Raw genomic sequence first — 23,919 nt, forward strand, 5'->3', positions numbered from 1 at the left:
GTCCGACTATCGGACGCCAACGGCCGGTTAACGGGACGAATCGGGAGGCGACATGCCGTACTACCGCAGCGTCGGCGAGGTGCCCCGGAAGCGGCACACCCAGTTCCGGCAGCCCGACGGCACCCTCTACGCGGAGGAACTGGTGGGCCAGGAGGGCTTCTCCTCCGACTCGTCCCTGCTCTACCACCGGTACGCCCCGACCGCGATCGTCGCCGCCGAGGAGTACACCCCGCAGGCCGTCACCCGCGCGCCGAACCTGCCGCTCAAGCCCCGCCACCTGCGCACCCACAAGCTCGACGGGACCGGGGCCGACCCGGTGCTCGGCCGGCGGTACCTGCTCGCCAACGACGACGTCCGGATCGCGTACGTGCTCGCCGACCGGCCGTCCCCGCTCTACCGCAACGCCACCGGCGACGAATGCCTGTACGTCGAGTCCGGCGCACTGCGGGTGGAGTCGCCGTTCGGCGTGCTGGACGCGGTCGCCGGCGACTACGTGGTCATCCCCACCTCGACCATCCACCGCCTCGTGCCCACCGGCGACCGACCCGTCCGGCTGCTGGCCGTCGAGGCCACCGGGCACATCGGCCCGCCCAAGCGCTACCTGTCGGTGCGGGGCCAGTTCCTGGAGCACTCGCCGTACTGCGAGCGGGACGTCCGGGGGCCGGACGCCCCGCTGCAGGTGGACGGCGAGGACGTGGAGGTGCTGGTCCGGCACCGGCGCGGGTGGACCCGGTACGTCTACGCCAACCACCCGTTCGACGTGGTCGGCTGGGACGGGCACCTCTACCCGTGGGCGTTCTCCATCCACGACTTCGAGCCGATCACCGGCCGGATCCACCAGCCGCCGCCCGTGCACCAGACGTTCCAGGGCCCGAACTTCGTGATCTGCTCCTTCGTGCCGCGCAAGGTCGACTACCACCCCGACGCCATCCCGGTCCCGTACAACCACCACAACGTCGACTCCGACGAGATGCTCTTCTACACCGGCGGCAACTACGAGGCCCGGCGCGGCTCCGGCATCGAACAGGGCTCGATCTCGCTGCACCCGTCCGGCTTCACCCACGGGCCCCAGCCGGGGGCCGCCGAGCGGTCGATCGGCGCCGACTACTTCGACGAGCTGGCCGTCATGGTCGACACGTTCCGCCCCCTCGACATGTGCGACGCCGCGACCGAGTGCGAGGACCCGGGCTACGCCTGGACCTGGGCGCGCCAGGGCTAGGGCCTGACGACCGCGGTCTCGTCCACCCGCCCGGGGGCGGCCCGCCGAGGCGCGATCGGCGTAAGTCGGTGGACCGGCCCGGCCGACGTCGGCCATCGTGGCCGGATGAACGGTGACGCAATGTCGGACGCCGAGCGGCGGGTGTGGGCGGCGCTGCCCGCCGACGTACGCGAGGGGCTGGACGCTCTGCCGGCCTCGGACCTGACCACGCTCCTGCTCTCCCTGGCCCGGACGCGGGCCGCGCGGGTGCAGCCGGCCGAGGTGCTGCGCCGCTGGCGGGAGGACCGTTTCGTACGCCCGGCCGACTGCGACCCGCGCGCGATGGCCGCCATGCAGACGCTGCTGTGGGACCTGCTGCCCGCGGAGGTGGCGGGCGTCGAACTGTCCCCCGTCGTGCCGCTGGGCACCTGTGCGGCGGTCACGCCGGGCAGCCAGAACCGGATCGTCACGGCGACCCGCCCGGTCGAGGTCGTCAGCGACCCCACCAACGCGCTGGCGGTCGAGGCCGCCGACCGACGGCTGCGCGGGGACGGGCCGGGCGAGGTGCACCTCGCCGCCGGCCACCGGGTGCTGCGGGCGCAGCGGTTCGGCGCGGGGATGCAGGCGCACTTCCGCCTCTTCGCCCTGGTGTCCAGCGCCCGCGACACCGGCTCGGGCCACACCGAGGCCCGGCTCCTGACGCTGCACCTCGGCTACTGGCAGCGGGTCCTCGCGCGCCTCGTCCCGTCCGCCGCGCCGCAGCTGCGGTTCACCGTCCTCGGCTCCCCCGTGGTGCGGGAACGCGTCGCCGACACGGTCCGGCCCGCCCTCGCGTCCGGCGAAGTGCCGCTCGTGGAGGAGCCCGACCGCACCCGCGGACGGGGCTACTACGTCGACGCCGCCCTGCGGATAACCGCAGGGCACGACGGCGAGATCGTCGACCTCGGTGACGGCGGGTTCACCACGTGGACGGCCCAGCTCACCAGCGACGCCAAGGAACGCTGCCTGACCTCCTGCGTGTCGGTCGACCGCCTCGCCGCCCTCGCCGCCACGAACCGCCCTGCGGCCTGACGGCCGAGCCGAGGGGACAGGCGCGCCCCGCCTCGCGCTCACCGGTCGCGAGGGGCGGCCGTCGCCTCCGCCGGCCGCCACCACTGGGGCGGCGGCCGGCGACGGGTCAGCGCATCATCTTCGGGCCCGGGTCAGGGCAGCGCCTTGAGGAACGGGCCGTGGCTGAGCCGGAACTCCCAGGCGTAGTACCGGTCCCAGTTGATCGACCAGGTCATCAGGCCCCGGAAGCCGGGGTTGGTCCCGCTGCGCGGGGCGTAGCCGCCGCAGTTCTGGCCCTTGACCAGGCAGGTCACCGCCTGTTGCACGCCCGCGGGCGCGAGGTATCCATTGCCCGCGCTGGTCGAGGAGGGTGCGCCGAAGGCGACCTGGTCCTCGCGCAGGGCGGGGAAGACGGCGTTGGCGTTCCCGGCCACCGGGAACCCGGTGAGCAGCATGTCGGTCATCGCGATGTGGAAGTCGGCGCCGCCCATGGTGTGGTACTGGTTGTCCAGCCCGACGATGGGGCCGGAGTTGTAGTCCTGCACGTGCAGGACGGTGAGGATGTCGCGCAGCGCGTGGATCACCGGCAGGTACGACCCGGCCCGGGGGTCCTGTCCGCCCCACGGGCCTGACCCGTAGAACTGGTAGCCGAGCTGCACGAAGAACGTCTCCGGGGCCATGGTGAGCACGAAGCCAGCCCCGTAGCGCTGCTTGAGGGTGCGGATAGCCGAGATCAGGTTGACCACGACCGGCGTGGTGGGGTTGCGGAAGTCGGTGTCCCCGGTGTTGAGGTAGAGGGAGTGGCCCTCGAAGTCGATGTCCAGGCCGTTGAGGCCGTACCGGTCGATGATCGCGGAGACCGACCGGACGAAGGTGTCGCGGGCGGCGGTGGTGGTGAGCTGCACCTGCCCGTTCTGGCCGCCGATCGAGAGCAGCACCTTCTTGCCCTGCTGCTGCTTGGCCCGGATTGCCGCGGTGAACTCCGCCTCGGTCTCCACGCCGGGGCACTCGGTGGCGGGGCAGAGCTGGAAGCGAATGTCGCCGGAGGTGACCGAGGTGGGTTCGCCGAAGGCGAGGTTGATGACGTCCCAGTCGGCGGGCACGTCGGCCATCCGCAGATAGCCCGCGCCGTTGCCGAAGCTGGCGTGCAGGTAGCCGATCAGCGCGTGCTTGGGCAGCCCACCGACCGGCGGGGTGGTCGGCGGCGGGGTCGTCGGCGGCGGGGTGGTGGGCGGCGGGGTCGTCGGGGGTGGGGTGGTCGGCGGCGGGGTGGTGGGGGGTGGGGTGGTCGGGGACGCCGTCGAGGTGGGCGGGGAGGTGGGTGTGCCGCCACCGCACGGTGCCCCGTTGAGGGTGCAGTCGGTGGGGGAGCCCGCGCCGGTGGCCAGGAAGCCGAACGACACCGAGGCCCCAGGGGCGACGGTGCCGTTCCAGGACCGGTTCGTGAAGGTGTGCCGCTGGCCGGCGCTGCTCACCGTGGCGTCCCAGTACGACCCGAGCGTCGTGCCGGTCGGCAGCGTGAAGGCGACCTGCCATCCGGCGATGGTGCCCGGGCCGCCGTTGGTGATGGTGAAGCGGCCCTCCCAGCCGGTACCCCAGTCGGAGGTCTTGGTGAAGGCGGCCGTGGGGCCGGCGGCCAGGGCCGGGGTGGCGAGGGTCAGGGTCGCTGCGGCGGCGGTGGCGAGGGCCGCCAGGACGGCCAGGAGCGGTGTTCGGGAACTGCGCTGCATCCGGTCCTCCCGGTAGGGAATCGCCCCGCCGGAGGCGTATCGACGGGTGGCTAATTATTAGGTTTGTTAACTGTAAATGTCCAGAGCTGGTCCCCACCGAAGGTCCGATCGTCGGCGCTGCGCCGGATCCGCGCGGACGGGCGCCGGGGAGGCCCGCCCCGGCCCGGCCCGCCGGACACGGCCTCAGCGCACGGTACGAGTGAACACAGCCAACTCGGCCACGGCGGTGACGGCGATCGTCAGCACCAGCGGCCAGGGCGTGCCGACCACCGCGTAGAGCACGAGCAGCACCGGCGCGGCGGCCACCCCGTACACGGCCAGGGCCAGCGACCGATCCGAGCGCAGCAGGCCCGGCAGCACGGTACGGGTCAGCCCCGGCACCCGCGCCGCGAGCAGCCAGCCCACCAACGCCCCGCTCAGCGCCACCAGCACCGCGAGGAAGCGGGACGGGCCGGCCGCGCCGGCCGCCGCGATCGCCACCAGGACGGTGCCCACGAGCGACCAGCCCGCCCCGTACAGCACCAGGCGGCGCAGCTCATCGGTGGTGCCCCGCCGCGGGTCGACTCCGTCCTGACGCGGGCCGGCCTCGCCCCGACGCGGATCGGCTCCGCTCCGGCTCGGGTCGGATGGTGCCGGGGTGAGCGGGACGGTCTCAGCCAGCTCCGCCAGCGCCTCGGCGTACCGGCGCCGCTCCAGCCGGACGATGCCCGGCTCGTCGCCGGCCCCGGCCAGCTCCGGGTCGAGCCGCAGCGCCTCCCGGTACGCCCGCTCGGCCAGGTCGTAGAGCCGCAGGCGGCCGGCGACCAGGGCGAGGACAAGGTGCCCCTGCGGCTCCTCCGGGGCCAACTCCACGCCCCGCCAGGCCGCGTTGAGGGCCGCCTGCCCGCCGCGCGAGCCGGACAGGATCGCGGCGGCGCTGCGCTGGGCGTACGCGTCGGCGGGGCCGACGGTGAGGAGCCGGTCGGCGGTGCTCGCCGACTCGGCGTACTCGCCCAGGTCGGCCAGCGCCAGCCCACGCACCACCAGCGGGCCGACCGCGTCCGGGGCGACGGCCAGGGCCGCGTCGGCGGCGGCGCGCGCCTCGGCGGGCCGCCCGGCAGCGAGGTGCACGCGCCCGAGAGTGGCCAACGCGGCGGCGTTCGCCGGCTCCAGGGCCAACGCGAGGCCGACCTCGCCGGCCGCCTCGTCGTAGCGCCCGAGGTCCGCCAGCAGCTGGGCGCGCTGGAGATACCCCTCGGCGGTGGCGTCGCTGGACATCGCGGGCCTAGCCGGCCGGGGCCTGGTGGACCAGGGCGACCGCGATCCCGGTCAAACCCTCGCCGCGCCCGGTGAAACCCAGCCCGTCGGTGGTGGCGGCGGAGACGGTGACGGGGGCGCCGACCGCCTCGGACAGCACCGCCTCGGCCTCGGCCCGACGCGGGCCGATCTTCGGGCGGTTGCCGATCACCTGCACCGACACGTTGCCGATCTGGAAGCCGGCCGCCCGGACCCGGCGGGCGCTCTCGGTCAGCAGCGCCACCCCCGACGCACCCGCCCACTCCGGCTCGGCCACCCCGAAGTTCGACCCGAGGTCGCCCAGCCCGGCGGCGGACAGCAGCGCGTTGCAGGCCGCGTGCGCGGCCACGTCGGCGTCGGAGTGACCGGCCAGGCCGTCCTGGTCGGGCCAGTGCAGGCCGGCCACCCAGCAGGGTCGGCCCGCCGCGAAGGCGTGCACGTCGGTGCCGATGGCCACCCGAGGAACGATCATGCGCCGAGGGTACGCGTCACGCGCCCGCAGCCAGCAGGTGCTCGGCGAGCGCCAGGTCGAACGGGCGGGTGACCTTGAACGCGTACTCGGAGCCGGGGACGCACACCACCGGGATGCCCTGCTTCTCCACGAGGCCGGCGTCGTCGGTGAGCGGGTCGCCGGCCGCCGCGTGGGCGGCGGCCAGCACCGACCGGCGGAACCCCTGCGGCGTCTGCACGGCCCGCAGGGCGGACCGGTCCACGGTGCCGAGGACCACCTCGCCGGCACCGACCTCCTTGATCGTGTCGACCACGGGGAGGACGGGGATCACCGCGTCGTGCCCGGAGCGGACCGCCCCGGCCACCGACTCGACCAGATCGGGCGGGGTCAGGGCACGGGCCGCGTCGTGCACCAGCACGATCCCCGGGCCGGCGGGGACGGCCGCGAGCGCGGCGGCCACCGACGCCTGCCGTTCCGCCCCGCCGGGGACGACCAGCACCGGGGCGACCGGGGCGAGGAGCCGGCGGACCGCCCCGACCTCCCCGGCCGGCGCGGCTACCACGATGGTGTGCACGGAGCCGGCGGCGGCGATCCGGCGGACCGCGTGCACGAGCAGCGACTCCCCGGCGAGCAGGCGCAGGGCCTTGGGGACGCCCGGACCGAGCCGTACGCCGGCACCGGCCGCAGGCACGAGGACCGCGACGTCACCGCGCGGATTGAGCTGCGCGGTCACGTCGCGGTCCTCGGGTTTCTCTGCTGCGGGGTGGGTACGACGATGCTGTGCGGACTAGCCCTCGGTCAGCACCTTGTCGAGCAACGTCTCCGCCCCGTCCTTGGTGCTCTTCTCGGCCAGCGCGACCTCGCCGACGAGAATGTCGCGGGCCTTGGCGAGCATGCGCTTCTCGCCCGCGGACAGGCCCCGCTCCCGCTCCCGACGCCACAGGTCGCGGACGACCTCGGCCACCTTCAGCGGGTTGCCGGAGGCCAGCTTCTCCAGATTCGCCTTGTAACGCCGCGACCAGTTGGTCGGCTCCTCGGTGTGCGGAGCCCGGAGGACGTCGAAGACCTTGCCGAGGCCCTCTTCGCCGACCACCTCACGCACGCCCACGATCTCGGCGTTCTCAGCGGGCACCCGGACCGTCAGGTCACCCTGCGCGACCCGCAGGACGAGGTACTCCCTGGGCTCGCCCTTGATGACCCGAGTCTCGATTGCCTCGATGAGTGCGGCCCCGTGGTGGGGGTAAACAACGGTCTCGCCGACACTGAAAACCATAGGTTCGAAACCCCTTTCGCTGTGTCTAGGGTAACACGCTCAGGCACCGATGTCCCACCGCTGTCCTGACCGTTGGCGCAGCTCAGGGGCCCTGTGAGAGGTCTTTCTTCGGCTTGACAGGCGGCCAAACCGATGGTCTGAACACGCTCCGTAACCGACAGGTGACCCCCCGGTGGAGGGTGGGCGGAGCGTGGATTTGTGGGCGATGCGCTCTTTCCATGGTAGCCCGGCCGCACCAGCCCCGCTCAGATGTAGCGGGAGGAGGGGCCGGTGCGGGACCCTTGAGGCGAACCGCTGTCCGCACACCGAGCCGGTTCGAGGGGGTCCGATGGGCATGCCCGACGCAGATGGTCACGGCCCCTCCGACGGGCTCCCCGGCCTGCCCCCGGAGTGGGGCCGGGTGGTGGTGCCGGACGACGCGTCCGCGCTGGCCGAGGAGGCTGCGCAGGTCCGGCTCGAGCTGCGCCCACAGGCCGGCCGGAACCGGTGGTGGCGGCTGCTCGGCCTGGCCGTCCCGAGGGACGGCCGGCTACCGCTCGGCCTCCCGCTGCTGGTGCTGTTGGTGGCGTTGCTCACCACCGCCGCCGGACTGTTCGCCGTCACCTGGCCCCGCACGCCCCGCTCAGGCGACCGCCCCACCGTCGTGCCGTACCCGACGGCGACCGACCTGACCGGTCGTACGCTGCCGGCCCTGGAACTGGTCGACGCCGACGACTCGATCGTGTCGTTACGCGCGCTGCTCCCCGCAGTGATCGTCCTGGTGGACGCCTGCACCTGCCCCGACCGGGTGGCCGAGGCCGCCGCGCTCGCGCCGCCGGGGGTCACCGTGGTCACCGTCCACGGCACCCGCGCGCTGCGTGCCACCCCGGTGCCGGCCGGCGCGACCGTGCGCGCCCTCGCCGATCCGGGCGGCGGGCTGCGCGCGTTCCTGCGCGTGCCGCCCCGCCCCGGCACCGCCACCGCGCTGCTGGTCGGCCGCACCGGCAACCCGGTCCGGGTGGTGCCGGACCTGCACTCCGCCGACGACTACCGCGCCGACCTGACCCGCCTCGGTTCCTGACCGTTGGCTCACCAGAACGCCCGGGCCACCACCCGGGCGTCGACCACGATCGGGGCAATTCCCGGGGTGGCGGTGGCCAGCTCGATCCGGATCGGGCCGCTCCCGCGGCTCAGCCACATCGCGGCGAGCGAACCGTCGCAGGTCGCCCGGCGACTGTCCCGGTGGCCGGAGCGCACGGTCACCAGCAGGAGCTGCCCCGGACCGACGCACCGGTACTGGACCAGGTGCGCTCGCGTGGTGGCCTCGACGACCCGTCGCTGCGAGGGCTGGCCGGGGCGCAGCGTCAGCCGGGCCTGCCAGACGGTCCCGGTCACCCCGCCGAGCCCGCCGTCGGGGACCTCGCCGTAGCCGGTGCCCGGGGCATACCGCTCGATCGCCCGCCCGGTCGCCGGATCGATGACGACGCCGGACGTCACGCGGCCGGCCCGGTCGACGGTGACGACCAGCCGCGCGTCGTCCCGGGACACCCGGCCCGGGCCGCCGGACGTCGCCCCGGACCCGGTGCGCCGGGTCCCGTCACCGGGGCCGCGCCGCTCGTCGGCCCCGGACGCCGTGGCGGGGCCGCCGGTCGGACCGACCGCAGGGGCCACGGCCCGCCACCATCCGGCGCCGGCGGCCACGACGAGGACGGCCAGCGCGGCGAGCCCTCCGCCCCGGAGCCGGTCAACCACGTCGCTGCCCACCACGCGGTCGAGCCTAGCCAGTCCCCGCCGACCGCGAGACCCGGCAAGAGCCCCACCGGACGGCGGCGCGGTCAGCGGGGGCGGCCCGGGCCGGTCAGGCAACGCAGCCCGGGGCTCAAGCGGGGGCGAACCGGTCAGGCGGAGCGGTCCAGGAGGGCCGCGTAGAGGGTCAGGCCCGGCCCGAAGGCGAGCATCAGCACCCGGTCGGGCGGCTGCGCCGCCCGCATCAGCCGGTCGAGGATCAGGAGCACCGTAGGCGAGGAACAGTTGCCGTGCTCCTGCAACGTCGCCCGGGACGCGGCCAGCGCCCGCGACGGCAGCGCCAGCTCGCGTTCCACCACATCGAGGATCCGCGGGCCGCCCGGGTGCACCGCCCAGCCGTCCACCTCGGTGAGCCGGGTGCCGTGCCGGGCCAGCAGGCCGTCGACCAGACCCCGGACGTGGGTCGAGAGCACCTGCGGCACCTGCGGCGACAGTCCCATTCGGAAGCCGGTGTCGGTGACCTCCCAGGTCATGTGGTCGGCCGTGGAGGTGTCGGTGACCGAGGTGACCTCGCGCAGCGCGTACCCCCGGCCACCGGGGAGGACCACGGCGGCGACGGCGGCGTCCGAGAAGAGCGCGTGGGAGACGATCTGCTGGGTGTCCAGCCGGGCCGTGGCCGGCTGGATGTGCAGGCTGGTCAGCTCGGCGCAGAGCAGCAGCGCGGGGCGCTGCCGTGCGGTGACGAAGTCGCCGGCCGCGCCGAGCCCCGGCAGGGCTGCGTAGCAGCCCATGTGCCCGACGAACATGCGCTGGGTGTCCGGGGCCATGCCCAGGTCCCGGGCGAGCAGGATGTCCAGCCCGGGAGTGGCGTACCCGGTGCACGAGCAGACGACGAACAGGCCGATGTCGCGGGCGTCCAGACCGGCGGCGGTGAGCGCCCGGCCGACCGCCTCCTTGCCCAGCGGCAGCGCCTCGACCTGGTAGCGGCGCAGCCGGCGCTCGGTCGACCAGTCCGAGACGTCCTCCAGCAACGGGTTGACCGCCGCCTGCCGCCGATTCACCCCGGAGTTGGCGAAGATCCGTTCTGCCAGCGCCCGGGTCCGGCCCGAGAAGTGCTTCGAGAAGAAGCCCTGCCAGAGCTCGTCCTGCGCGGCACCTGGCGGCTGCGCCGCCCCCATGCCCGCGATCACCGGTACGGCCACGTTCCCCACCTCTCGTCCGCGAACCCCCATGTGGTCCCCGTGTCGCCTCCGTCCGACGACCACGGGACCACCTTCCTCACGTTCACCAACGAGGGCCGGGCCGCCGCGGTCCGGGACGCCGCCCGGGTCGCGGGCGGGACACCCGCGACGCGCACCCTCGGGGTGGCCCCTTCCCGGCGCCCCCAGTACCCCGACGCCGACCCGGCTACCCGCGCCGGACCCCCCGACCCTGGTACAGCACCGAAGTCGACCAGGTCGGCCTGATCCGTGGCACCCGCCCGACCGTCGTCGGCTGTGGACGACCACCGGACCGGATCCGGCGCAGCAGCCAGGCCAGCGTCCCGACCAGCCCCGGGCGGATGCCCCGGACCCGCAGGTCGACGCCGTGCCGGGCGCACTCGGCGATCAACTCCCGGTGGTCCACGAACAACCGTGGATCGTGGATGCCCCGGGGCACCGTCGGCAGCCGCTCGCCGATCTCGACCGCGATCAGCCGGCTCAACGCGGTGTCGTTGAGGGTGTCCAGGACCAGCAGCCCGCCCGGACGGAGCAGCCGACACGCCTCGGCCACCGCCCGCCGCCAGTCGGGCACGTGCTCCAGCAGCTCGCCGGCGGCCACCACGTCGGCGCAGCCGTCGGCCAGCGGCACGGCGGTGGCATCGCCGTTGACGGGGGTCACCCCGTGCCGCGCGGCCTGGGCCAGGGCCGAGCGGGTGAGGTCGACCCCGACGTGCCGGTAGCCCCTGCCGGCCAGGTGCGGGGCGAGCAGCCCGGCGCCGCAGCCCAGGTCGACCAGGAGCGCGTCGGGCCGGGCGGCCGGCGGCACGAGGGCCGCCCGGGCCCGGGCCAGCCAGTGCAGCATGGCGAACGCCCCGTCGGGACGCCACCACTCGTCGGCCAGGTCGTCGTACTGCCGTGGATCGTTCGGGGGCAGCAGGCGGGGGCGGTCGGACACCCGGGACGAACCGTCGCGCATGGCACGAGCGTGGCACGACTGGACGGTAACGACCAGACTTCCCTTATGTCGACGACGGTGTTAGGGCTGGTCAGGGCAAGTCATCCCGAGCCCGCCGTGGCGGTGACCGTGGTCGCCGGGCTGCTCGCCCAGGGAGTGGGGCACCGCCCGTCCGGGGTGGCCGTGGTGGCGTTGACGGTGCTCGCCAGCCAGCTCGCGGTCGGCTGGTCCAACGATCACCTGGACGCCGGCCGGGACGCCGCGGTGGGGCGTACCGACAAGCCGGTCGCGAGCGGCGCGGTCAGTGCGCGGGCGGTCGGCCTGGCCGCAGGGGTGGCGGCCCTGGCCACGTTCGGACTGGCGGCGGCGACGACCAACCGGACGGCGGCGGTCTGGGCGGCCGTGGCCCTGGTCTCCGCGCTGTCCTACAACTGGCCGCTGAAGTCGACCCGGGTCTCGGTGCTGCCGTACGCGGTCTCCTTCGGGGCGCTGCCCGCCTTCGTGGTGCTGGCCCTGCCCGGTGCGCCCGCCCCGCCGGCCTGGCTGGTGGCCGCCGCCGCCCTGCTCGGGGCCGGGGCGCACTTCGCCAACGTGCTGCCGGACCTGGCCGACGACGCCCGGACCGGGGTACGCGGGCTGCCGCACCGGCTCGGCGCGGCCGGCAGCCGGGTGGCCGCCGCCGGGCTGCTGCTCGCGGCGACCGTCACCCTGGTCGTCGGGCCGCCCGGGCCGCCGTCGTGGGCCGGGCTGTCGGCCGTCGCGACCGCCGCACTGGTGCCGCCCCTGACCTGGTACGCCGGCCGCGGCGCCCGCCGGGGGGTGGCCGCCTTCCGGGCGGTGATGCTGGTGGCGCTGATCGACGTGGTGCTGCTGGTGGCGAACGGCCGGGTGGTCTGAGCGCCCCCGGGAAGGTGGTGGTACCGGGTCGGCGTGCGGCTCCCGATCAACCCCAACTACCCTGAAGCCGGTCTGCGCGGGTATGGCCACCGTGCCCGGTGACGACCGGGTGGGGATCGTGACGAGGAGGACCGACGTGACGCGCTCGATCAGGGGTTCCCGGCGGGCGGCCCTGCTGCTGTCCGGCGTGGCGGCGGCGACCGGCCTGCTGGCGACCGGTTGCGGCGCCGGCCAGGTGGCCGAGACCGCCAACAAGACCCCGTCGGTCCAGGGCGTCAACGTCCAGACTCCGGACAACGCCTACAAGGTCCGCGGCCTGTACGTCGAGTACCCGGGCGGCGGTGACTACCAGTCCGGCGGGAACGCCGCCGTCAACGCGGTGCTCTACAACGACACGCACAGCCCGGTGACGGTGACCGTCACCACGGACAGCGCGCGGGAGATCGTGATCACCGGCAGCGCGTCCGGGTCGGCCAGCCCGTCCGCGTCGGGCAGCGCATCGCCGTCGGGCAACGCATCGCCGTCGGGCAACGCGTCGCCGTCGGGCAGCGCCAGCCCGTCCGGGTCGGCCAGCCCGTCGGGGGGCGGCTCGCCGTCCCCGTCGGGGGGCGGCTCGCCGTCCCCGTCCGAGGGCGCGTCGGAGAGCCCGTCCGCCCCCGCCGGCGAGCCGGCCCGGATCGAGATCCCGGCCCTCAGCTACGTCCAGCTCAACGTGCAGGGCGGCCGGTCCCTTCAGCTCGTCGGCCTGAACGAGGCCCTGCTCGTCGGGCAGCAGGTCAACCTGACCTTCGACTTCGGCAACGGCACGACCCTCAACACCCCGGCTCCGATCGGCGTCCCGCTGACCCCGCTCCCGCAGCCCTCCCAGATCGTCGAGCGCGAAGGCTCGCACGGCGAGGAGGGCGGCACCGAGGCCGGCGCGGGCCACGGCGGCTGACGCCCCGCACCACCGACCGTCGACGGCACCGCCGGCGTGGCACCCGCCACGCCGGCGGTGTTTCGTCGTACGGGGGGACTAGCGTTCCGGTGTGACGACGCCCCGATCGACACCCTCCCGAGCGACCCCGCGCGCGGGCCGGGCCGCCCGCGAGCCCCGTCCGGCCTACGAGTGCGACGCCTGCGGGCACCAGCCCCCGAAGTGGGTGGGGCGCTGCCCGGAGTGCGGCGAGTGGGGCTCGGTGGTCGAGTCCACCGTGACCGGTCCGACCGTCGCCGGCCGGGTGGTCAGCTCCCGGCTGCCGGCCGAGCCGGCCCGTCCCATCGCCACCATCAGCGCCGCCCCCGCCAGGGCCCGGCCGACCGGGGTCAGTGAGCTGGACCGGGTGCTCGGCGGCGGCCTGGTGCCCGGCGCCGTGGTGCTGCTCGCCGGCGAGCCGGGCGTGGGCAAGTCCACGCTGCTGCTCGACGTGGCCCAGCAGTGGGCGGCCACCGCCGGCAGCCCGTCGCTCGTGGTCAGCGGCGAGGAGTCGGTCAGCCAGGTGCGGCTGCGCGCCGAGCGGATGGGCGCCCTGCACGACCAGCTCTGGCTGGCCGCCGAGAGCGACCTGGGCGCGGTCCTCGGCCACCTGGACGCGGTGAAGCCGGGGCTGCTGGTGCTCGACTCGGTGCAGACCATCTCCACCCCCGGCACCGAGGGGGTGCCCGGCGGGGTGACCCAGGTGCGGGCCGTCACCGCCGCCCTGGTCGCGGTGGCCAAGGAGCGCGGCCTCGCCACCGTGCTGGTCGGTCACGTCACGAAGGACGGCCAGGTGGCCGGCCCCCGGGTGCTGGAGCACCTGGTCGACGTGGTGCTGCACTTCGAGGGCGACAAGCACTCCTCGCTACGGATGGTGCGCGGCGTGAAGAACCGGTACGGCGCCGCCGACGAGGTCGGCTGCTTCGAGATGCACGAGGGCGGGATCAGCAGCCTCGCCGACCCGTCCGGGCTGTTCCTGACCCGCTACTCGGAGCCGACGCCGGGCACCTGCGTCACGGTGGCGATGGAGGGGCGGCGGGCACTCGTCACCGAGGTCCAGGCGCTGATCGGCGCGACGGTCGCGGGCTCGCCCCGGCGCACGGTGTCCGGGCTGGACGGGGCCCGGCTGGCGATGGTGCTGGCGGTGCTCCAGCGACGCGCCGATCGGCTGACCCTGCACGACCGGGAGGTCTTCGCGGCCACCGTCGGGGGCATCCGGGTGGTGGAGCCGGCGGCCGACCTCGCGGTCGCCCTGGCGGTCGCCTCCGGCGGGCTCAACCTGGCCATCAACCCGCACCTGGTGGCGATCGGCGAGGTCGGGCTGACCGGAGAGGTGCGCCGGGTCGGCGCGGTGCCGCGCCGGCTGGCCGAGGCGGCCCGGCTCGGGTTCCGGGTGGCGCTCGTCCCGACCGGATGCGGCCCGGAGAGCGTCGGGGCGGGCCCGGAGAACATGCGGGTGATGGAGGTCACCGACGTCCGCTCGGCGCTCCAGTGTGCCGCCCGCGCATCCGCGGAGTGACCGACGGTGGCGGCAGGGCAGGACCGCTCGTGCGATACCGGACAAGCGCGGCAGAGCACCCGGCGTGGCCATCGGGGGCCGTCGTGACACATCACAGTAACCACGACAGCACCCACCGCACGCCAGTCCGTAGACTGTGCGGGTGCCGATCGACCGCGATGCCAGCAAAACCGCCGGCGCGACACCCCACGCCCGCACCGGCGCCGTGGGCTCGCCCGCCCGTCCGATCAGCGTCAGCGTGACCGGGAGTGCCAGCGGCGCGAGTGGGGACCCGCTACGGGCCAACCTGGCGCTCATGGCGCCCGGCACCGCGCTGCGTGACGGCCTGGAACGGATCCTGCGCGGCCGGACGGGCGCGCTGATCGTCCTCGGCTACGACAAGGTGGTCGAAGCGCTGTGCACCGGCGGCTTCCCGCTGGACGTGGAGTTCTCGGCGACCCGCGTCCGCGAGCTGTGCAAGATGGACGGCGCGGTGGTGCTGTCCAGCGACGGCACCCGGATCGTCCGGGCCGCCGTGCACCTGATGCCGGACCCGTCGATCCCCACCGAGGAGTCCGGCACCCGGCACCGCACCGCCGAGCGGGTGGCCCGGCAGACCGGCTACCCGGTCATCTCGGTCAGCCAGTCGATGCGGATCATCAGCCTCTACGTCAACGGCCAGCGGCACGTGCTGGACGATTCGGCGGCCATCCTGTCCCGGGCCAACCAGGCCCTGGCCACGCTCGAGCGCTACAAGCTGCGCCTCGACGAGGTCTCCGGCACCCTGTCCGCCCTGGAGATCGAGGACCTGGTCACCGTCCGGGACGCGGTGGCGGTGGTGCAGCGGCTGGAGATGGTCCGCCGGATCGCCGACGAGATCGCCGGGTACGTGGTGGAGCTGGGCACCGACGGCCGGCTACTCGCCCTCCAGCTCGACGAGCTGATGGCCGGCGTGGACGCCGACCGTACCCTGGTCATCCGGGACTACCTGCCCACCGGCCGCAGGCCCCGCACATTGGACGAGGCGCTGGTCGAGCTGGACCTGCTGGGTTCCACCGAGCTGATCGACCTGGTCACGGTGGCCAAGGCGATCGGCTACCCGGCGGCCTCCGACGCGCTGGACGCGGCGGTCAGCCCGCGCGGGTTCCGGCTGTTGGCGAAGGTCCCCCGCCTGCCGGTGGCGATCGTCGACCGGCTGGTGCTGCACTTCGGCAGCCTCCAGCGGCTACTCGGGGCCACCGTGGAGGACCTACAGGCCGTCGAGGGCGTCGGCGACGCCCGGGCCCGGGGCGTCCGGGAGGGGCTGTCCCGGCTCGCCGAGGCGTCCATCCTGGAGCGCTACGTCTGACCTGACCCGCCCTGACCCGCCCTGACCCGCCCCGCCCCGCCCGGCCCGCACGACGGGCCGTTCGGCTCAGCCCGTGACGGTGAACTTCACCGGCTCGCTCAGCTTGGTGTCCAGCCGCCCGAAGACCTGGTAACTCCCGGCCGGCGGGAACGGGCCGTTCGCCAGCCCGTCCTTGCAGCGGCTGGTGTCCTTGCCGTTCCAGTCCACCTGGTACGACCGCTCGAAGCCCGGGGTGAACGACTGCACGTCCGAGCCCTTCACGTTGCCGCAGGTGTCGGAGGACCAGACCTTCTCCGCGCCGGACTTCACGTACAGCTCCTGGAAGTCCGCGCCGACGTCCCGGCTGCAGGTGCGGTTCGATCTGTTCTTGATCTTGAGGTGGAGGCTGACCACGGCGCCCCGCTGCGCCGACGACGGCGCCGCCACCGGCGTCACCGAGATCTCCGCGTCGGTGCAGGCCCCGACATCGGTGCCCGGGGCCGCCGGAGCGTCGTTCCCGGTCGGACCGGCCGAGGATCCCGGGTCGCGCGGGGCGCCGGACGAGCCGGCGTCGTCCGAGCCGCCGGGCGAGGTGCCGGTCTGCGGGGGCAGCACCGAGCCGCTCGGGTCCGGCGCCGCGGACGGGTCGCCGGCAGCCGGGGCCGCAGTCGGCGTCGGGGTCGGGGTCGGGGTCACCTTCGACTGCGGGGTGGTGCCGGTGTTACCCGCATTGTTGCAGGAATAAAGCAGGACAATCAGGAAGAGAAGCCCCGCTCCGACCACGACGGCTCGACGCCGCCAGTACACAGCGGATGGCAGGGGGCCGACCGTCAGACGCATGATGCCTCCACCGTAACGGCGTGCCCCACCCTCGTCCGGCACGACGCGCCGGACCACCCTCCGGTCACCGGTACGACTCTCCACTCACGACGACCGCCCGCCCCGGGCCGCCCGCGACGCCGGGCGGGCCGCCTCCCGGCCCGGGCCCCGCCCGGCCAGGCTCACAGGTACACCTTGCGCTGGTAGATCGCGTGCGCACCGGCCACCCGGTCGAGGAAGAGCAGGCCGGCGCAGTGGTCGATCTCGTGCTGCACCGCCCGCGCCTCGAACCCGTCGGTGACCAGCCGCACCGGCGCGCCGGTGCCCGGGAGTACCCCCTCGACGACCAGCCGGCTGGCCCGCTTGACGTCGCCCGTCAGATCGGGCACCGACATGCAGCCCTCCCGGCCCGCCTTCCACCGGCTCGCCTCGACCACCCGGGCGTTGCACAGCACGAAGGTTCCGTGCACGGTCACCGCCTTCGGGTGCCCGGTGATGTCGACCGCGAACATCTGGGCGCTCACGCCGACCTGGGGCGCGGCGAGGCCCACGCAGCCCGGCGAGACGCGCATCGTGGCGACCAGGTCAGCGGCGAGGCGGACCACCTCGTCGGAAGTCGGGTCCACCTCCGACCCGGGCCTGCCGAGCACCGGGTCCGGGGCGGAGACCACCGGACGCACCTCGCCGGGCGCCGCCAGCGCCTCGGCTGTCCAGTCGCCGAGGCCGACGTACTCTGCGGTCACAGCAGGTCCGAGTCCGCCGGGCGGAGGCTGACCCCGACGCCGAGTTCCGCGGCTTTACGGGCCAGCCGGCCGGCCACCTCGTCGGAGGAATTCGGCGGCAGCTCGACCTCGGCCACCACCACGTACAGCGAGCCGGTCAGCCGGGTGCTCAGGTCGGTGACGTTGCCGCCCACGTCGGTCAGCACCCGGGTCATCGCCGCGACGATGCCCATCCGGTCCGCACCGTGCACCGAGAGCACGTACGGCTCACCGGTCGGCGGCGTCGCGCCGTCGGGGGTGACCGCCCGCACGGTGGCCAGGAGCTGACCGTCGGCGGCGAGCGGGGCCAGCCCGGCCTCGACGTCGGCGGCGGCCGGACCGACGCAGATAAGGGTCATCGCGAAGTGACCCCGCAGCCGGGTCATCGTGGAGTCCGTGAGGTTCGCGCCGAGCCGGGCGAGCACCTCGGCGACGTCGGCCACGATGCCGGGCCGGTCCCGGCCGATGACGGTGATCGCGAGCTCGTTCATCCGGGCATTCTGCCCGATCCGGTCCCGTCCCCCGCACCGCCCCGCCCGGCCCGCCCAACCTGCGGGAAGATCGCCCGTGACATGATCGGCGACGCGATGTCCGAACCCACTTTCGCCACCCTGGTCAGCCGGTGGTACGAGCAGAACGCCCGCGACCTGCCGTGGCGCGTGCCCGATGTGGGCGCATGGGCGATCCTGGTCAGCGAGGTCATGCTCCAGCAGACGCCGGTGGTGCGGGTGCTGCCGGCCTTCCAGGCGTGGCTGGCCCGCTGGCCGACCCCCGCCGCGTTGGCCGCCGACACGCCCGCCGAGGCGATCCGGATGTGGGGACGGCTCGGCTATCCCCGCCGGGCGGTGCGGCTGCGCGACTGCGCGGTGACGATCGTCGAGCGGCACGGCGGCGCGGTGCCGGACCGGCTGGACCAGCTACTGGCGCTGCCCGGCGTGGGCACCTACACGGCCCGCGCGGTGGCCGTCTTCGCGTACGGTCAGCGGCACCCGGTGGTGGACACCAACGTGCGTCGGGTGGTCTGCCGGGCGATCGCCGGGGAGCCGGACGCCGGCCCGGCCACCCGCCCCGCCGACCTGGTGGCCACCGAGGAGCTGCTGCCTTCGGATCCGGCCGCCGCCGCGCTGGCGAGCGCCGCCTTCATGGAGCTGGGGGCAATGGTCTGCATCGCCCGCTCGCCCCGCTGCCCGGGGTGCCCGGTGGAGTCCGTCTGCGCCTGGCGGGCGTCCGGCCAGGCGGCCCCGGCCGGCCCGACCCGCCGGCCCCAGCGGTACGCCGGCACCGACCGGCAGGTACGCGGACTGCTGTTGGCGGTGCTGCGGGAGGCCACCGGCCCGGTGCCGCACCAGCGGCTGGACCAGGTCTGGACCGACGACGTGCAGCGCTCCCGGGCGCTGGCCGGGCTGGTCACCGACGGCCTGGTGGAGCCGGTCGGCGAGGCGGAGTTCCGCCTGGCTGGCGACGGCTCCACGGCACCGGCGCTGCCCACGGGCGGCTGACCCACCGCCCCGGCCAGGGCCCGGCCCGCCGCGCCCCCGGACGACCCGTCGGGGTGGGAACGGCACGACGAAAGGCGCACGACGAAAGGCGACGGCCCCGGTGGCTCTCGCCGACCGGGGCCGTCGCCCTCCTGCGCTGTCGTCTACCCCAGCGCTGTCGCCTACTCGTCCGCGCCCGCGGCGGCGGTACCGCCGAGGTCTGCCGGGACGGCGTCCGGCACGGCTTCCGGCCGGTCGGTGCCCCGGAAGACGAGATGGGACTTGTCGATGTTGTTCGGGTCGCCCTCGCAGTCCACGACCACGATCTGACCCGGGGTCAGCTCGTTGAACAGGATCCGCTCGGACAGGTTGTCCTCGATGTCGCGCTGAATCGTCCGACGCAGCGGACGCGCCCCGAGCACCGGGTCGAAGCCCTTGAGCGCCAGGTACTTCTTGGCGTTTTCGGTCAGCTCCAGGCCCATGTCCTTGTTGCGCATCTGGCCCTCGATGCGGGCGATCATGATGTCCACGATCGACAGGATCTCCTGCTGACGCAGCTGGTGGAAGACGATGGTGTCGTCGATCCGGTTCAGGAACTCCGGCCGGAAGTGCTGCTTGAGCTCGTCGTTGACCTTCTGCTTCATCCGGTCGTAGTTGGACTCGGAGTCGTCCGACGCCTGGAAGCCCAGCGACACCGCCTTGGCCACGTCACGGGTGCCCAGGTTGGTGGTCAGGATGATGACCGTGTTCTTGAAGTCCACGATCCGGCCCTGACCGTCCGTCAGACGCCCGTCCTCCAGGATCTGGAGCAGGGTGTTGAAGACGTCCGGGTGGGCCTTCTCGATCTCGTCGAACAGGACCACCGAGAACGGCCGGCGGCGCACCTTCTCGGTCAGCTGCCCGCCCTCGTCGTAGCCGACGTAGCCGGGAGGGGCGCCGACGAGCCGGGACACCGTGTACCGGTCGTGGAACTCGGACATGTCCAGCTGGATCAGGGCGTCCTCGCTGCCGAACAGGAACTCGGCGAGCGCCTTGGACAGCTCGGTCTTACCGACGCCGGACGGGCCGGCGAAGATGAACGAGCCGGACGGCCGCTTCGGGTCCTTCAGACCGGCCCGGGTCCGCCGGATCGCCCTCGAGACCGCCTTGACCGCGTCCTCCTGGCCGATGACGCGCTTGTGCAGCTCGTCCTCCATGCGCAGCAGGCGGGAGGTCTCCTCCTCGGTCAGCTTGTAGACCGGGATGCCGGTCCAGTTACCGAGGACCTCGGCGATCTGCTCGTCGTCGACCTCGCTGACGACGTCCAGGTCGCCGGCCTTCCACTCCTTCTCCCGCTGTGCCTTCTGGCCGAGGAGCTGCTTCTCCTTGTCGCGGAGCTGGGCCGCCCGCTCGAAGTCCTGCGCGTCGATCGCGGACTCCTTGTCGCGGCGGACCTGGGCGATCCGCTCGTCGAAGTCCCGCAGGTCTGGCGGCGCGGTCATCCGGCGGATCCGCATCCGAGCACCGGCCTCGTCGATCAGGTCAATCGCCTTGTCCGGCAGGAAGCGGTCGGAGATGTAGCGGTCGGCCAGGGTCGCGGCGGCCACCAGGGCAGCGTCGGTGATCGACACGCGGTGGTGCGCCTCGTAGCGGTCGCGCAGGCCCTTGAGGATCTCGATGGTGTGGGCCAGCGACGGCTCACCCACCTGGATGGGCTGGAACCGCCGCTCCAGGGCGGCGTCCTTCTCCAGGTGCTTGCGGTACTCGTCCAGGGTGGTCGCGCCGATGGTCTGCAGCTCACCCCGGGCCAGCATCGGCTTCAGGATGCTCGCCGCGTCGATCGCGCCCTCGGCCGCGCCCGCTCCGACGAGGGTGTGGATCTCGTCGATGAACAGGATGATGTCGCCGCGGGTGCGGATCTCCTTGAGGACCTTCTTCAGCCGCTCCTCGAAGTCACCGCGGTAGCGGGAGCCGGCGACCAGCGCGCCGAGGTCGAGGGTGTAGAGCTGCTTGTCCTTCAGCGTCTCGGGCACCTCGCCCTTGATGATCTTCTGGGACAGGCCCTCCACCACGGCGGTCTTGCCGACGCCGGGCTCACCGATCAGGACCGGGTTGTTCTTGGTGCGGCGGGACAGCACCTGCATGACCCGCTCGATCTCCTTCTCGCGCCCGATGACCGGGTCGAGCTTGCCCTCCCGGGCGGCCTGGGTCAGATTCCGGCCGAACTGGTCCAGCACCAGGCTGGTCGACGGCGCGGCCTCGCCCGGGGCGGCCCCGGCGGCGGCCGGCTCCTTGCCCTGGTAGCCGGAGAGCAGCTGGATGACCTGCTGGCGGACCCGGTTCAGGTCAGCGCCGAGCTTCACGAGGACCTGGGCGGCGACACCCTCGCCCTCGCGGATCAGGCCGAGCAGGATGTGCTCGGTGCCGATGTAGTTGTGGCCGAGCTGCAGCGCCTCGCGCAGCGACAGCTCCAGCACCTTCTTCGCCCGAGGCGTGAACGGGATGTGCCCGCTCGGCGCCTGCTGGCCCTGGCCGATGATCTCCTCGACCTGCTGACGGACGCCCTCGAGGGAGATGCCGAGGCTCTCCAGGGCCTTTGCCGCGACACCCTCACCCTCGTGGATCAGGCCCAGCAGGATGTGTTCCGTCCCGATGTAGTTGTGGTTGAGCATCCGGGCCTCTTCTTGGGCCAGGACGACAACCCGTCGCGCTCGGTCGGTGAACCGCTCGAACATGCCCTCGTGCTCCTCACGTGCCGTGCGCCTTGATGTCAGATCTCGGCGGGGCCGGTGCGCGGACGTCCGGGATGGGCGTCCGTGCCTCCTTACTCTATCGCCGCGGACCGACTCCGCTGAGGTCGTGTGTCCTCGGCGGGAGCCCGGTAAGCGTCCTTTCTGACAACCGTGCGCGCTCAGGCGCTGTTCCGGTACCCCCGGCTGTACGCGCAGAGCGAAATTCGGACCGCCGGCCGGGCCCGCTTCCCCGGCCCCAACAGGCCCCTCCAGGGCCCTGCGGCCGCTCCGGTCGCCCCGACGGACGGTTGTCCACAGGCTGTGGACAAGTTCTCCACCGGCTGTGGACAACGCCGGCCAGGGTCCGGCTCTTCCCACCCGGCAAGCCGCCGGGACGCCGAGGACGCCAGGCCCGGGAACGGCGACGCCGGGCCGGAGACATGCTCCGGTCCGGCGTCGGTGTCGCCCGCGTCCCCCGTGTCGGGTCCACCCCCGAGATCCCCGGCACGCCCTTCGGCGCCCGGGCCGTGACCCCGCGGCGTCCTCGCTCAGCGCGTGGCGTGGAACTCGTCGACGATCTCCTGGGGGATGCGCCCCCGGTCGGAGATGTCCTTGCCCTTCCCCTTGGCCCACTGCCGGATCGCCTTGTTCTGCTCGCGATCGGCGGTGGCGCCACCCCGGCCCCGGGCGGCCCGGCCGCCGACGACCACTCCACCCCGGCCCACCTTGGTGCCCGCGCCGACGTACGGCGAGAAAACGTCACGCAATTTCGCGGCGTTCGCCTTGGAGAGGTCGATCTCGTACTGAACACCGTCGAGCGCGAACTTGACTGTCTCGTCAGCGTCCCCGCCGTCCAGGTCATCGACCAGCTTGTGAATGATCTGCTTGGCCACGTCCCACATTCCTTTCGAGCAGGGTGTTCCTGCAAACTGACAGCACAATAACCCGCCCGACGCTTGTCACGTCAATAGGATGCGGTATCCGACACCGTCCGGGGGCCCGGAACCCCTACTCGGGCCGGGCCAACGGGAAGAGGATGGTTTCCCGAATTCCCAGGCCGGTGAGCGCCATCAGCAGCCGGTCGATTCCCATTCCCATACCCCCGGCCGGCGGCATTCCGTACTCCATGGCCCGGAGAAAGTCCTCGTCCAGCCGCATCGCCTCGTCGTCGCCCCGGGCGCCGAGTTGCGCCTGTGCCACCAGCCGATCCCGCTGCACCACCGGGTCGACCAGCTCCGAGTACGCCGTGCCCAGCTCGAACCCGAGGACGTACAGGTCCCACTTTTCGGCCAGGCCCGGCTCGCCGCGGTGCGCCCGGGTCAACGGGCTGGTCTCCTCCGGGTAGTCCCGAACGAAGGTGGGCGCTCGCAGCCCCGGCACGACCAGCTCCTCGAAGAGCTCCTCGGCCAGCTTCCCCGGCCCCCACTTCGGGTCGACGGCCAGGCCGATCTTGTCGGCGTACTCGACCAGGAGGGCCCGCTCGGTGCGGACCGTGACCTCTTCGCCGAGCGCCTCGGAAAGCGCCCCGAAGAGCGTCACCGAACGCCACTCGCCGCCCAGATCGAACTCCTGACCATCCGCGTGCGTCACCACGGTCGACCCGGCGACCGCGATCGCCGCCTGCTGCACCAGATTGCGGGTGAGCGCGGCCATGGTGTCGTAGTCGCCGTACGCCTGGTACGCCTCGAGCATCGCGAACTCGGGCGAGTGCGAAGAGTCGACACCCTCATTACGGAAGTTGCGGTTGATCTCGAAGACCCGGTCGACACCGCCCACGACGGCCCGCTTGAGAAACAGTTCCGGCGCGATTCGGAGATACAGATCAGTGTTCAACGCATTGCTGTGGGTCACGAATGGCCGGGCGGCGGCCCCGCCGTGCAGCAACTGGAGCATCGGGGTTTCCACCTCGATGAAGTCCTGCCGGTGCAGCGAGTCACGCAGGCTACGCACCACGGCGGCCCGGGTCCGCACCATCTGCCGCGCCTGGGGGCGGACGACCAGGTCGACGTACCGCTGACGGACCCGGGCCTCCTCGCTGAGCGGCTTGTGCGCCACCGGCAACGGTCGCAGCGCCTTGGCGGTGACCGCCCACTGCTCGACCAGCACCGACAGCTCACCCCGACGGCTGGTGATCACCTCGCCGGTCACCCCGACGTGGTCGCCCAGGTCGACCAGGCGCTTCCAGTCCTCCAGCCGCTTCGCGCCGACCCGGTCCAGGGAGAGCATCGCCTGGAGCTCGGTGCCGTCGCCGTCGCGCAGGGTGGCGAAGCACAGCTTGCCGGTGTTCCGGACGAAGATCACCCGTCCGGTGACCGAGGCCCGGTCGCCGGTGGCGGTGTCGGTGGGCAGGTCGGCGTACTTCTCGCGGATCTCCGCCAGCGTGCTGGTCCGGGGGTATCCGACGGGGTACGGCTCGACGCCCTCGGCGAGCATCCGGTCCCGCTTCTCCCGGCGGACCTTCATCTGCTCGGGAAGGTCGTCGGCGGGGTCGACTGGCACGGCGTTCTGCTCGGTCACGGCACGCTTCCTCAGTAGGGAGATTTCGGCGGGGTCAGGCCCCGAGCGTACTCAAGCGCCCCGGCGGTCGTTACGGGATAACCTGCCCGCCATGACC

At 73.5% G+C, this 23,919-nt stretch carries 22 protein-coding genes; 8 read left to right on the plus strand and 14 right to left on the minus strand.

Annotation, left to right across the window (positions count from 1 at the left end; translation table 11 throughout):
* Positions 1-52 precede the first annotated feature (52 nt).
* Both ACQPZO_RS28695 and ACQPZO_RS28700 read left to right on the plus strand, forming a co-directional pair.
* On the plus strand, positions 53-1,219 hold the full coding sequence (locus ACQPZO_RS28695) for a homogentisate 1,2-dioxygenase (RefSeq protein ID WP_433345096.1): 1,167 nt from the start codon (positions 53-55) through the stop codon (positions 1,217-1,219).
* 105 nt (positions 1,220-1,324) lie between these two features.
* Positions 1,325-2,269: a hypothetical protein gene (locus ACQPZO_RS28700; protein WP_433345098.1), complete on the plus strand. Its 945-nt coding sequence runs from the start codon at positions 1,325-1,327 to the stop codon at positions 2,267-2,269.
* 131 nt (positions 2,270-2,400) lie between these two features.
* On the opposite strand, the gene ACQPZO_RS28705 is transcribed toward ACQPZO_RS28700, so the two are convergent.
* The 5 genes from ACQPZO_RS28705 to ACQPZO_RS28725 all read right to left on the minus strand — a co-directional run bounded on the left by ACQPZO_RS28705 (position 2,401) and on the right by ACQPZO_RS28725 (position 6,977).
* Positions 2,401-3,978 carry a chitinase gene (locus tag ACQPZO_RS28705; RefSeq protein ID WP_433345100.1) on the minus strand — a complete coding sequence of 526 codons (1,578 nt, stop codon included), beginning with the start codon at positions 3,976-3,978 and terminating at the stop codon, positions 2,401-2,403.
* Between the two features lie 183 nt (positions 3,979-4,161).
* On the minus strand, positions 4,162-5,235 hold the full coding sequence (locus tag ACQPZO_RS28710) for a tetratricopeptide repeat protein (protein WP_433345102.1): 1,074 nt from the start codon (positions 5,233-5,235) through the stop codon (positions 4,162-4,164).
* 7 nt (positions 5,236-5,242) lie between these two features.
* Complete coding sequence (ispF, locus tag ACQPZO_RS28715; protein WP_433345104.1) at positions 5,243-5,725, minus strand: 2-C-methyl-D-erythritol 2,4-cyclodiphosphate synthase; 483 nt, start codon at positions 5,723-5,725, stop codon at positions 5,243-5,245.
* 16 nt (positions 5,726-5,741) lie between these two features.
* A complete protein-coding gene (gene ispD / locus ACQPZO_RS28720; protein WP_433345106.1) occupies positions 5,742-6,437 on the minus strand; it encodes a 2-C-methyl-D-erythritol 4-phosphate cytidylyltransferase in 696 nt (231 codons plus the stop codon).
* A 54-nt stretch (positions 6,438-6,491) separates the two neighbouring features.
* Positions 6,492-6,977 (minus strand): CarD family transcriptional regulator, encoded by a 486-nt coding sequence (locus ACQPZO_RS28725; RefSeq protein ID WP_350881453.1) that lies wholly within the window; start codon positions 6,975-6,977, stop codon positions 6,492-6,494.
* A 328-nt stretch (positions 6,978-7,305) separates the two neighbouring features.
* On the opposite strand from ACQPZO_RS28725, the gene ACQPZO_RS28730 reads away from it, so the two are divergent.
* Positions 7,306-8,037 carry a hypothetical protein gene (locus ACQPZO_RS28730; protein WP_433345108.1) on the plus strand — a complete coding sequence of 244 codons (732 nt, stop codon included), beginning with the start codon at positions 7,306-7,308 and terminating at the stop codon, positions 8,035-8,037.
* Between the two features lie 8 nt (positions 8,038-8,045).
* Here the strand turns inward: ACQPZO_RS28730 and ACQPZO_RS28735 are convergent, their stop codons facing one another.
* The 3 genes from ACQPZO_RS28735 to ACQPZO_RS28745 form a co-directional block, all read right to left on the minus strand.
* The gene (locus tag ACQPZO_RS28735) at positions 8,046-8,723 is read right to left on the minus strand and encodes a hypothetical protein (RefSeq protein WP_433345110.1); all 678 of its coding nucleotides are present in this window, start codon (positions 8,721-8,723) and stop codon (positions 8,046-8,048) included.
* A 131-nt stretch (positions 8,724-8,854) separates the two neighbouring features.
* On the minus strand, positions 8,855-9,913 hold the full coding sequence (locus ACQPZO_RS28740; RefSeq protein WP_433345112.1) for a type III polyketide synthase: 1,059 nt from the start codon (positions 9,911-9,913) through the stop codon (positions 8,855-8,857).
* 196 nt (positions 9,914-10,109) lie between these two features.
* Positions 10,110-10,880, minus strand: a complete 771-nt coding sequence (locus tag ACQPZO_RS28745; protein ID WP_433345114.1) for a methyltransferase domain-containing protein — start codon at positions 10,878-10,880, stop codon at positions 10,110-10,112.
* 45 nt (positions 10,881-10,925) lie between these two features.
* Here ACQPZO_RS28745 and ACQPZO_RS28750 point away from each other — a divergent pair, with 45 nt between their 5' ends.
* The 4 genes from ACQPZO_RS28750 (at position 10,926) to disA (ending at position 15,557) form a co-directional block, all read left to right on the plus strand.
* Positions 10,926-11,756 carry a UbiA family prenyltransferase gene (locus ACQPZO_RS28750; RefSeq protein WP_433345116.1) on the plus strand — a complete coding sequence of 277 codons (831 nt, stop codon included), beginning with the start codon at positions 10,926-10,928 and terminating at the stop codon, positions 11,754-11,756.
* Positions 11,757-11,892: 136 nt separating this feature from the next.
* Positions 11,893-12,693 carry a hypothetical protein gene (locus tag ACQPZO_RS28755; protein ID WP_433345118.1) on the plus strand — a complete coding sequence of 267 codons (801 nt, stop codon included), beginning with the start codon at positions 11,893-11,895 and terminating at the stop codon, positions 12,691-12,693.
* Positions 12,694-12,784: 91 nt separating this feature from the next.
* Entirely contained in the window at positions 12,785-14,230 is a 1,446-nt protein-coding gene (gene radA / locus ACQPZO_RS28760) for a DNA repair protein RadA (protein ID WP_433345121.1), read from the plus strand.
* Between the two features lie 142 nt (positions 14,231-14,372).
* The gene (disA, locus tag ACQPZO_RS28765; RefSeq protein ID WP_433345124.1) at positions 14,373-15,557 is read left to right on the plus strand and encodes a DNA integrity scanning diadenylate cyclase DisA; all 1,185 of its coding nucleotides are present in this window, start codon (positions 14,373-14,375) and stop codon (positions 15,555-15,557) included.
* A 66-nt stretch (positions 15,558-15,623) separates the two neighbouring features.
* Here the strand turns inward: disA and ACQPZO_RS28770 are convergent, their stop codons facing one another.
* The 3 genes from ACQPZO_RS28770 to ACQPZO_RS28780 form a co-directional block, all read right to left on the minus strand.
* Positions 15,624-16,376 (minus strand): hypothetical protein, encoded by a 753-nt coding sequence (locus ACQPZO_RS28770; RefSeq protein WP_433345126.1) that lies wholly within the window; start codon positions 16,374-16,376, stop codon positions 15,624-15,626.
* A gap of 161 nt (positions 16,377-16,537) precedes the next feature.
* A complete protein-coding gene (locus ACQPZO_RS28775; RefSeq protein ID WP_396670580.1) occupies positions 16,538-17,098 on the minus strand; it encodes a peptide deformylase in 561 nt (186 codons plus the stop codon).
* Complete coding sequence (locus tag ACQPZO_RS28780) at positions 17,095-17,607, minus strand: glycine cleavage system protein R (RefSeq protein WP_433345128.1); 513 nt, start codon at positions 17,605-17,607, stop codon at positions 17,095-17,097. Before ACQPZO_RS28780 ends, ACQPZO_RS28775 begins: the two co-directional genes overlap by 4 nt.
* A 96-nt stretch (positions 17,608-17,703) precedes the next feature.
* Here ACQPZO_RS28780 and ACQPZO_RS28785 point away from each other — a divergent pair, with 96 nt between their 5' ends.
* Complete coding sequence (locus tag ACQPZO_RS28785) at positions 17,704-18,615, plus strand: A/G-specific adenine glycosylase (protein ID WP_433345130.1); 912 nt, start codon at positions 17,704-17,706, stop codon at positions 18,613-18,615.
* A gap of 161 nt (positions 18,616-18,776) precedes the next feature.
* Here the strand turns inward: ACQPZO_RS28785 and ACQPZO_RS28790 are convergent, their stop codons facing one another.
* The 3 genes from ACQPZO_RS28790 to lysS form a co-directional block, all read right to left on the minus strand.
* A complete protein-coding gene (locus ACQPZO_RS28790) occupies positions 18,777-21,308 on the minus strand; it encodes an ATP-dependent Clp protease ATP-binding subunit (RefSeq protein WP_433345132.1) in 2,532 nt (843 codons plus the stop codon).
* Positions 21,309-21,853: 545 nt separating this feature from the next.
* A complete protein-coding gene (locus ACQPZO_RS28795; protein ID WP_433345134.1) occupies positions 21,854-22,198 on the minus strand; it encodes a histone-like nucleoid-structuring protein Lsr2 in 345 nt (114 codons plus the stop codon).
* A 115-nt stretch (positions 22,199-22,313) separates the two neighbouring features.
* The gene (gene lysS, locus ACQPZO_RS28800) at positions 22,314-23,822 is read right to left on the minus strand and encodes a lysine--tRNA ligase (RefSeq protein ID WP_433345136.1); all 1,509 of its coding nucleotides are present in this window, start codon (positions 23,820-23,822) and stop codon (positions 22,314-22,316) included.
* Positions 23,823-23,919: the final 97 nt, after the last annotated feature.

The organism is Micromonospora sp. CA-111912 (assembly GCF_050948415.1).
Lineage (GTDB): Bacteria > Actinomycetota > Actinomycetes > Mycobacteriales > Micromonosporaceae > Micromonospora.

Bases quoted from the DNA above. Each gene is read 5' to 3' on its own strand.
- ACQPZO_RS28695 (WP_433345096.1), top strand. From the start codon at position 53: ATGCCGTACTACCGCAGCGTCGGCGAGGTGCCCCGGAAGCGGCACACC.
- ACQPZO_RS28700 (WP_433345098.1), top strand. From the start codon at position 1,325: ATGAACGGTGACGCAATGTCGGACGCCGAGCGGCGGGTGTGGGCGGCG.
- ACQPZO_RS28705 (WP_433345100.1), bottom strand. From the start codon at position 3,978: ATGCAGCGCAGTTCCCGAACACCGCTCCTGGCCGTCCTGGCGGCCCTC.
- ACQPZO_RS28710 (WP_433345102.1), bottom strand. From the start codon at position 5,235: ATGTCCAGCGACGCCACCGCCGAGGGGTATCTCCAGCGCGCCCAGCTG.
- ispF (WP_433345104.1), bottom strand. From the start codon at position 5,725: ATGATCGTTCCTCGGGTGGCCATCGGCACCGACGTGCACGCCTTCGCG.
- ACQPZO_RS28725 (WP_350881453.1), bottom strand. From the start codon at position 6,977: ATGGTTTTCAGTGTCGGCGAGACCGTTGTTTACCCCCACCACGGGGCC.
- ACQPZO_RS28730 (WP_433345108.1), top strand. From the start codon at position 7,306: ATGGGCATGCCCGACGCAGATGGTCACGGCCCCTCCGACGGGCTCCCC.
- ACQPZO_RS28745 (WP_433345114.1), bottom strand. From the start codon at position 10,880: ATGCGCGACGGTTCGTCCCGGGTGTCCGACCGCCCCCGCCTGCTGCCC.
- ACQPZO_RS28750 (WP_433345116.1), top strand. From the start codon at position 10,926: ATGTCGACGACGGTGTTAGGGCTGGTCAGGGCAAGTCATCCCGAGCCC.
- ACQPZO_RS28770 (WP_433345126.1), bottom strand. From the start codon at position 16,376: ATGCGTCTGACGGTCGGCCCCCTGCCATCCGCTGTGTACTGGCGGCGT.
- ACQPZO_RS28780 (WP_433345128.1), bottom strand. From the start codon at position 17,607: ATGAACGAGCTCGCGATCACCGTCATCGGCCGGGACCGGCCCGGCATC.
- ACQPZO_RS28785 (WP_433345130.1), top strand. From the start codon at position 17,704: ATGTCCGAACCCACTTTCGCCACCCTGGTCAGCCGGTGGTACGAGCAG.
- ACQPZO_RS28790 (WP_433345132.1), bottom strand. From the start codon at position 21,308: ATGTTCGAGCGGTTCACCGACCGAGCGCGACGGGTTGTCGTCCTGGCC.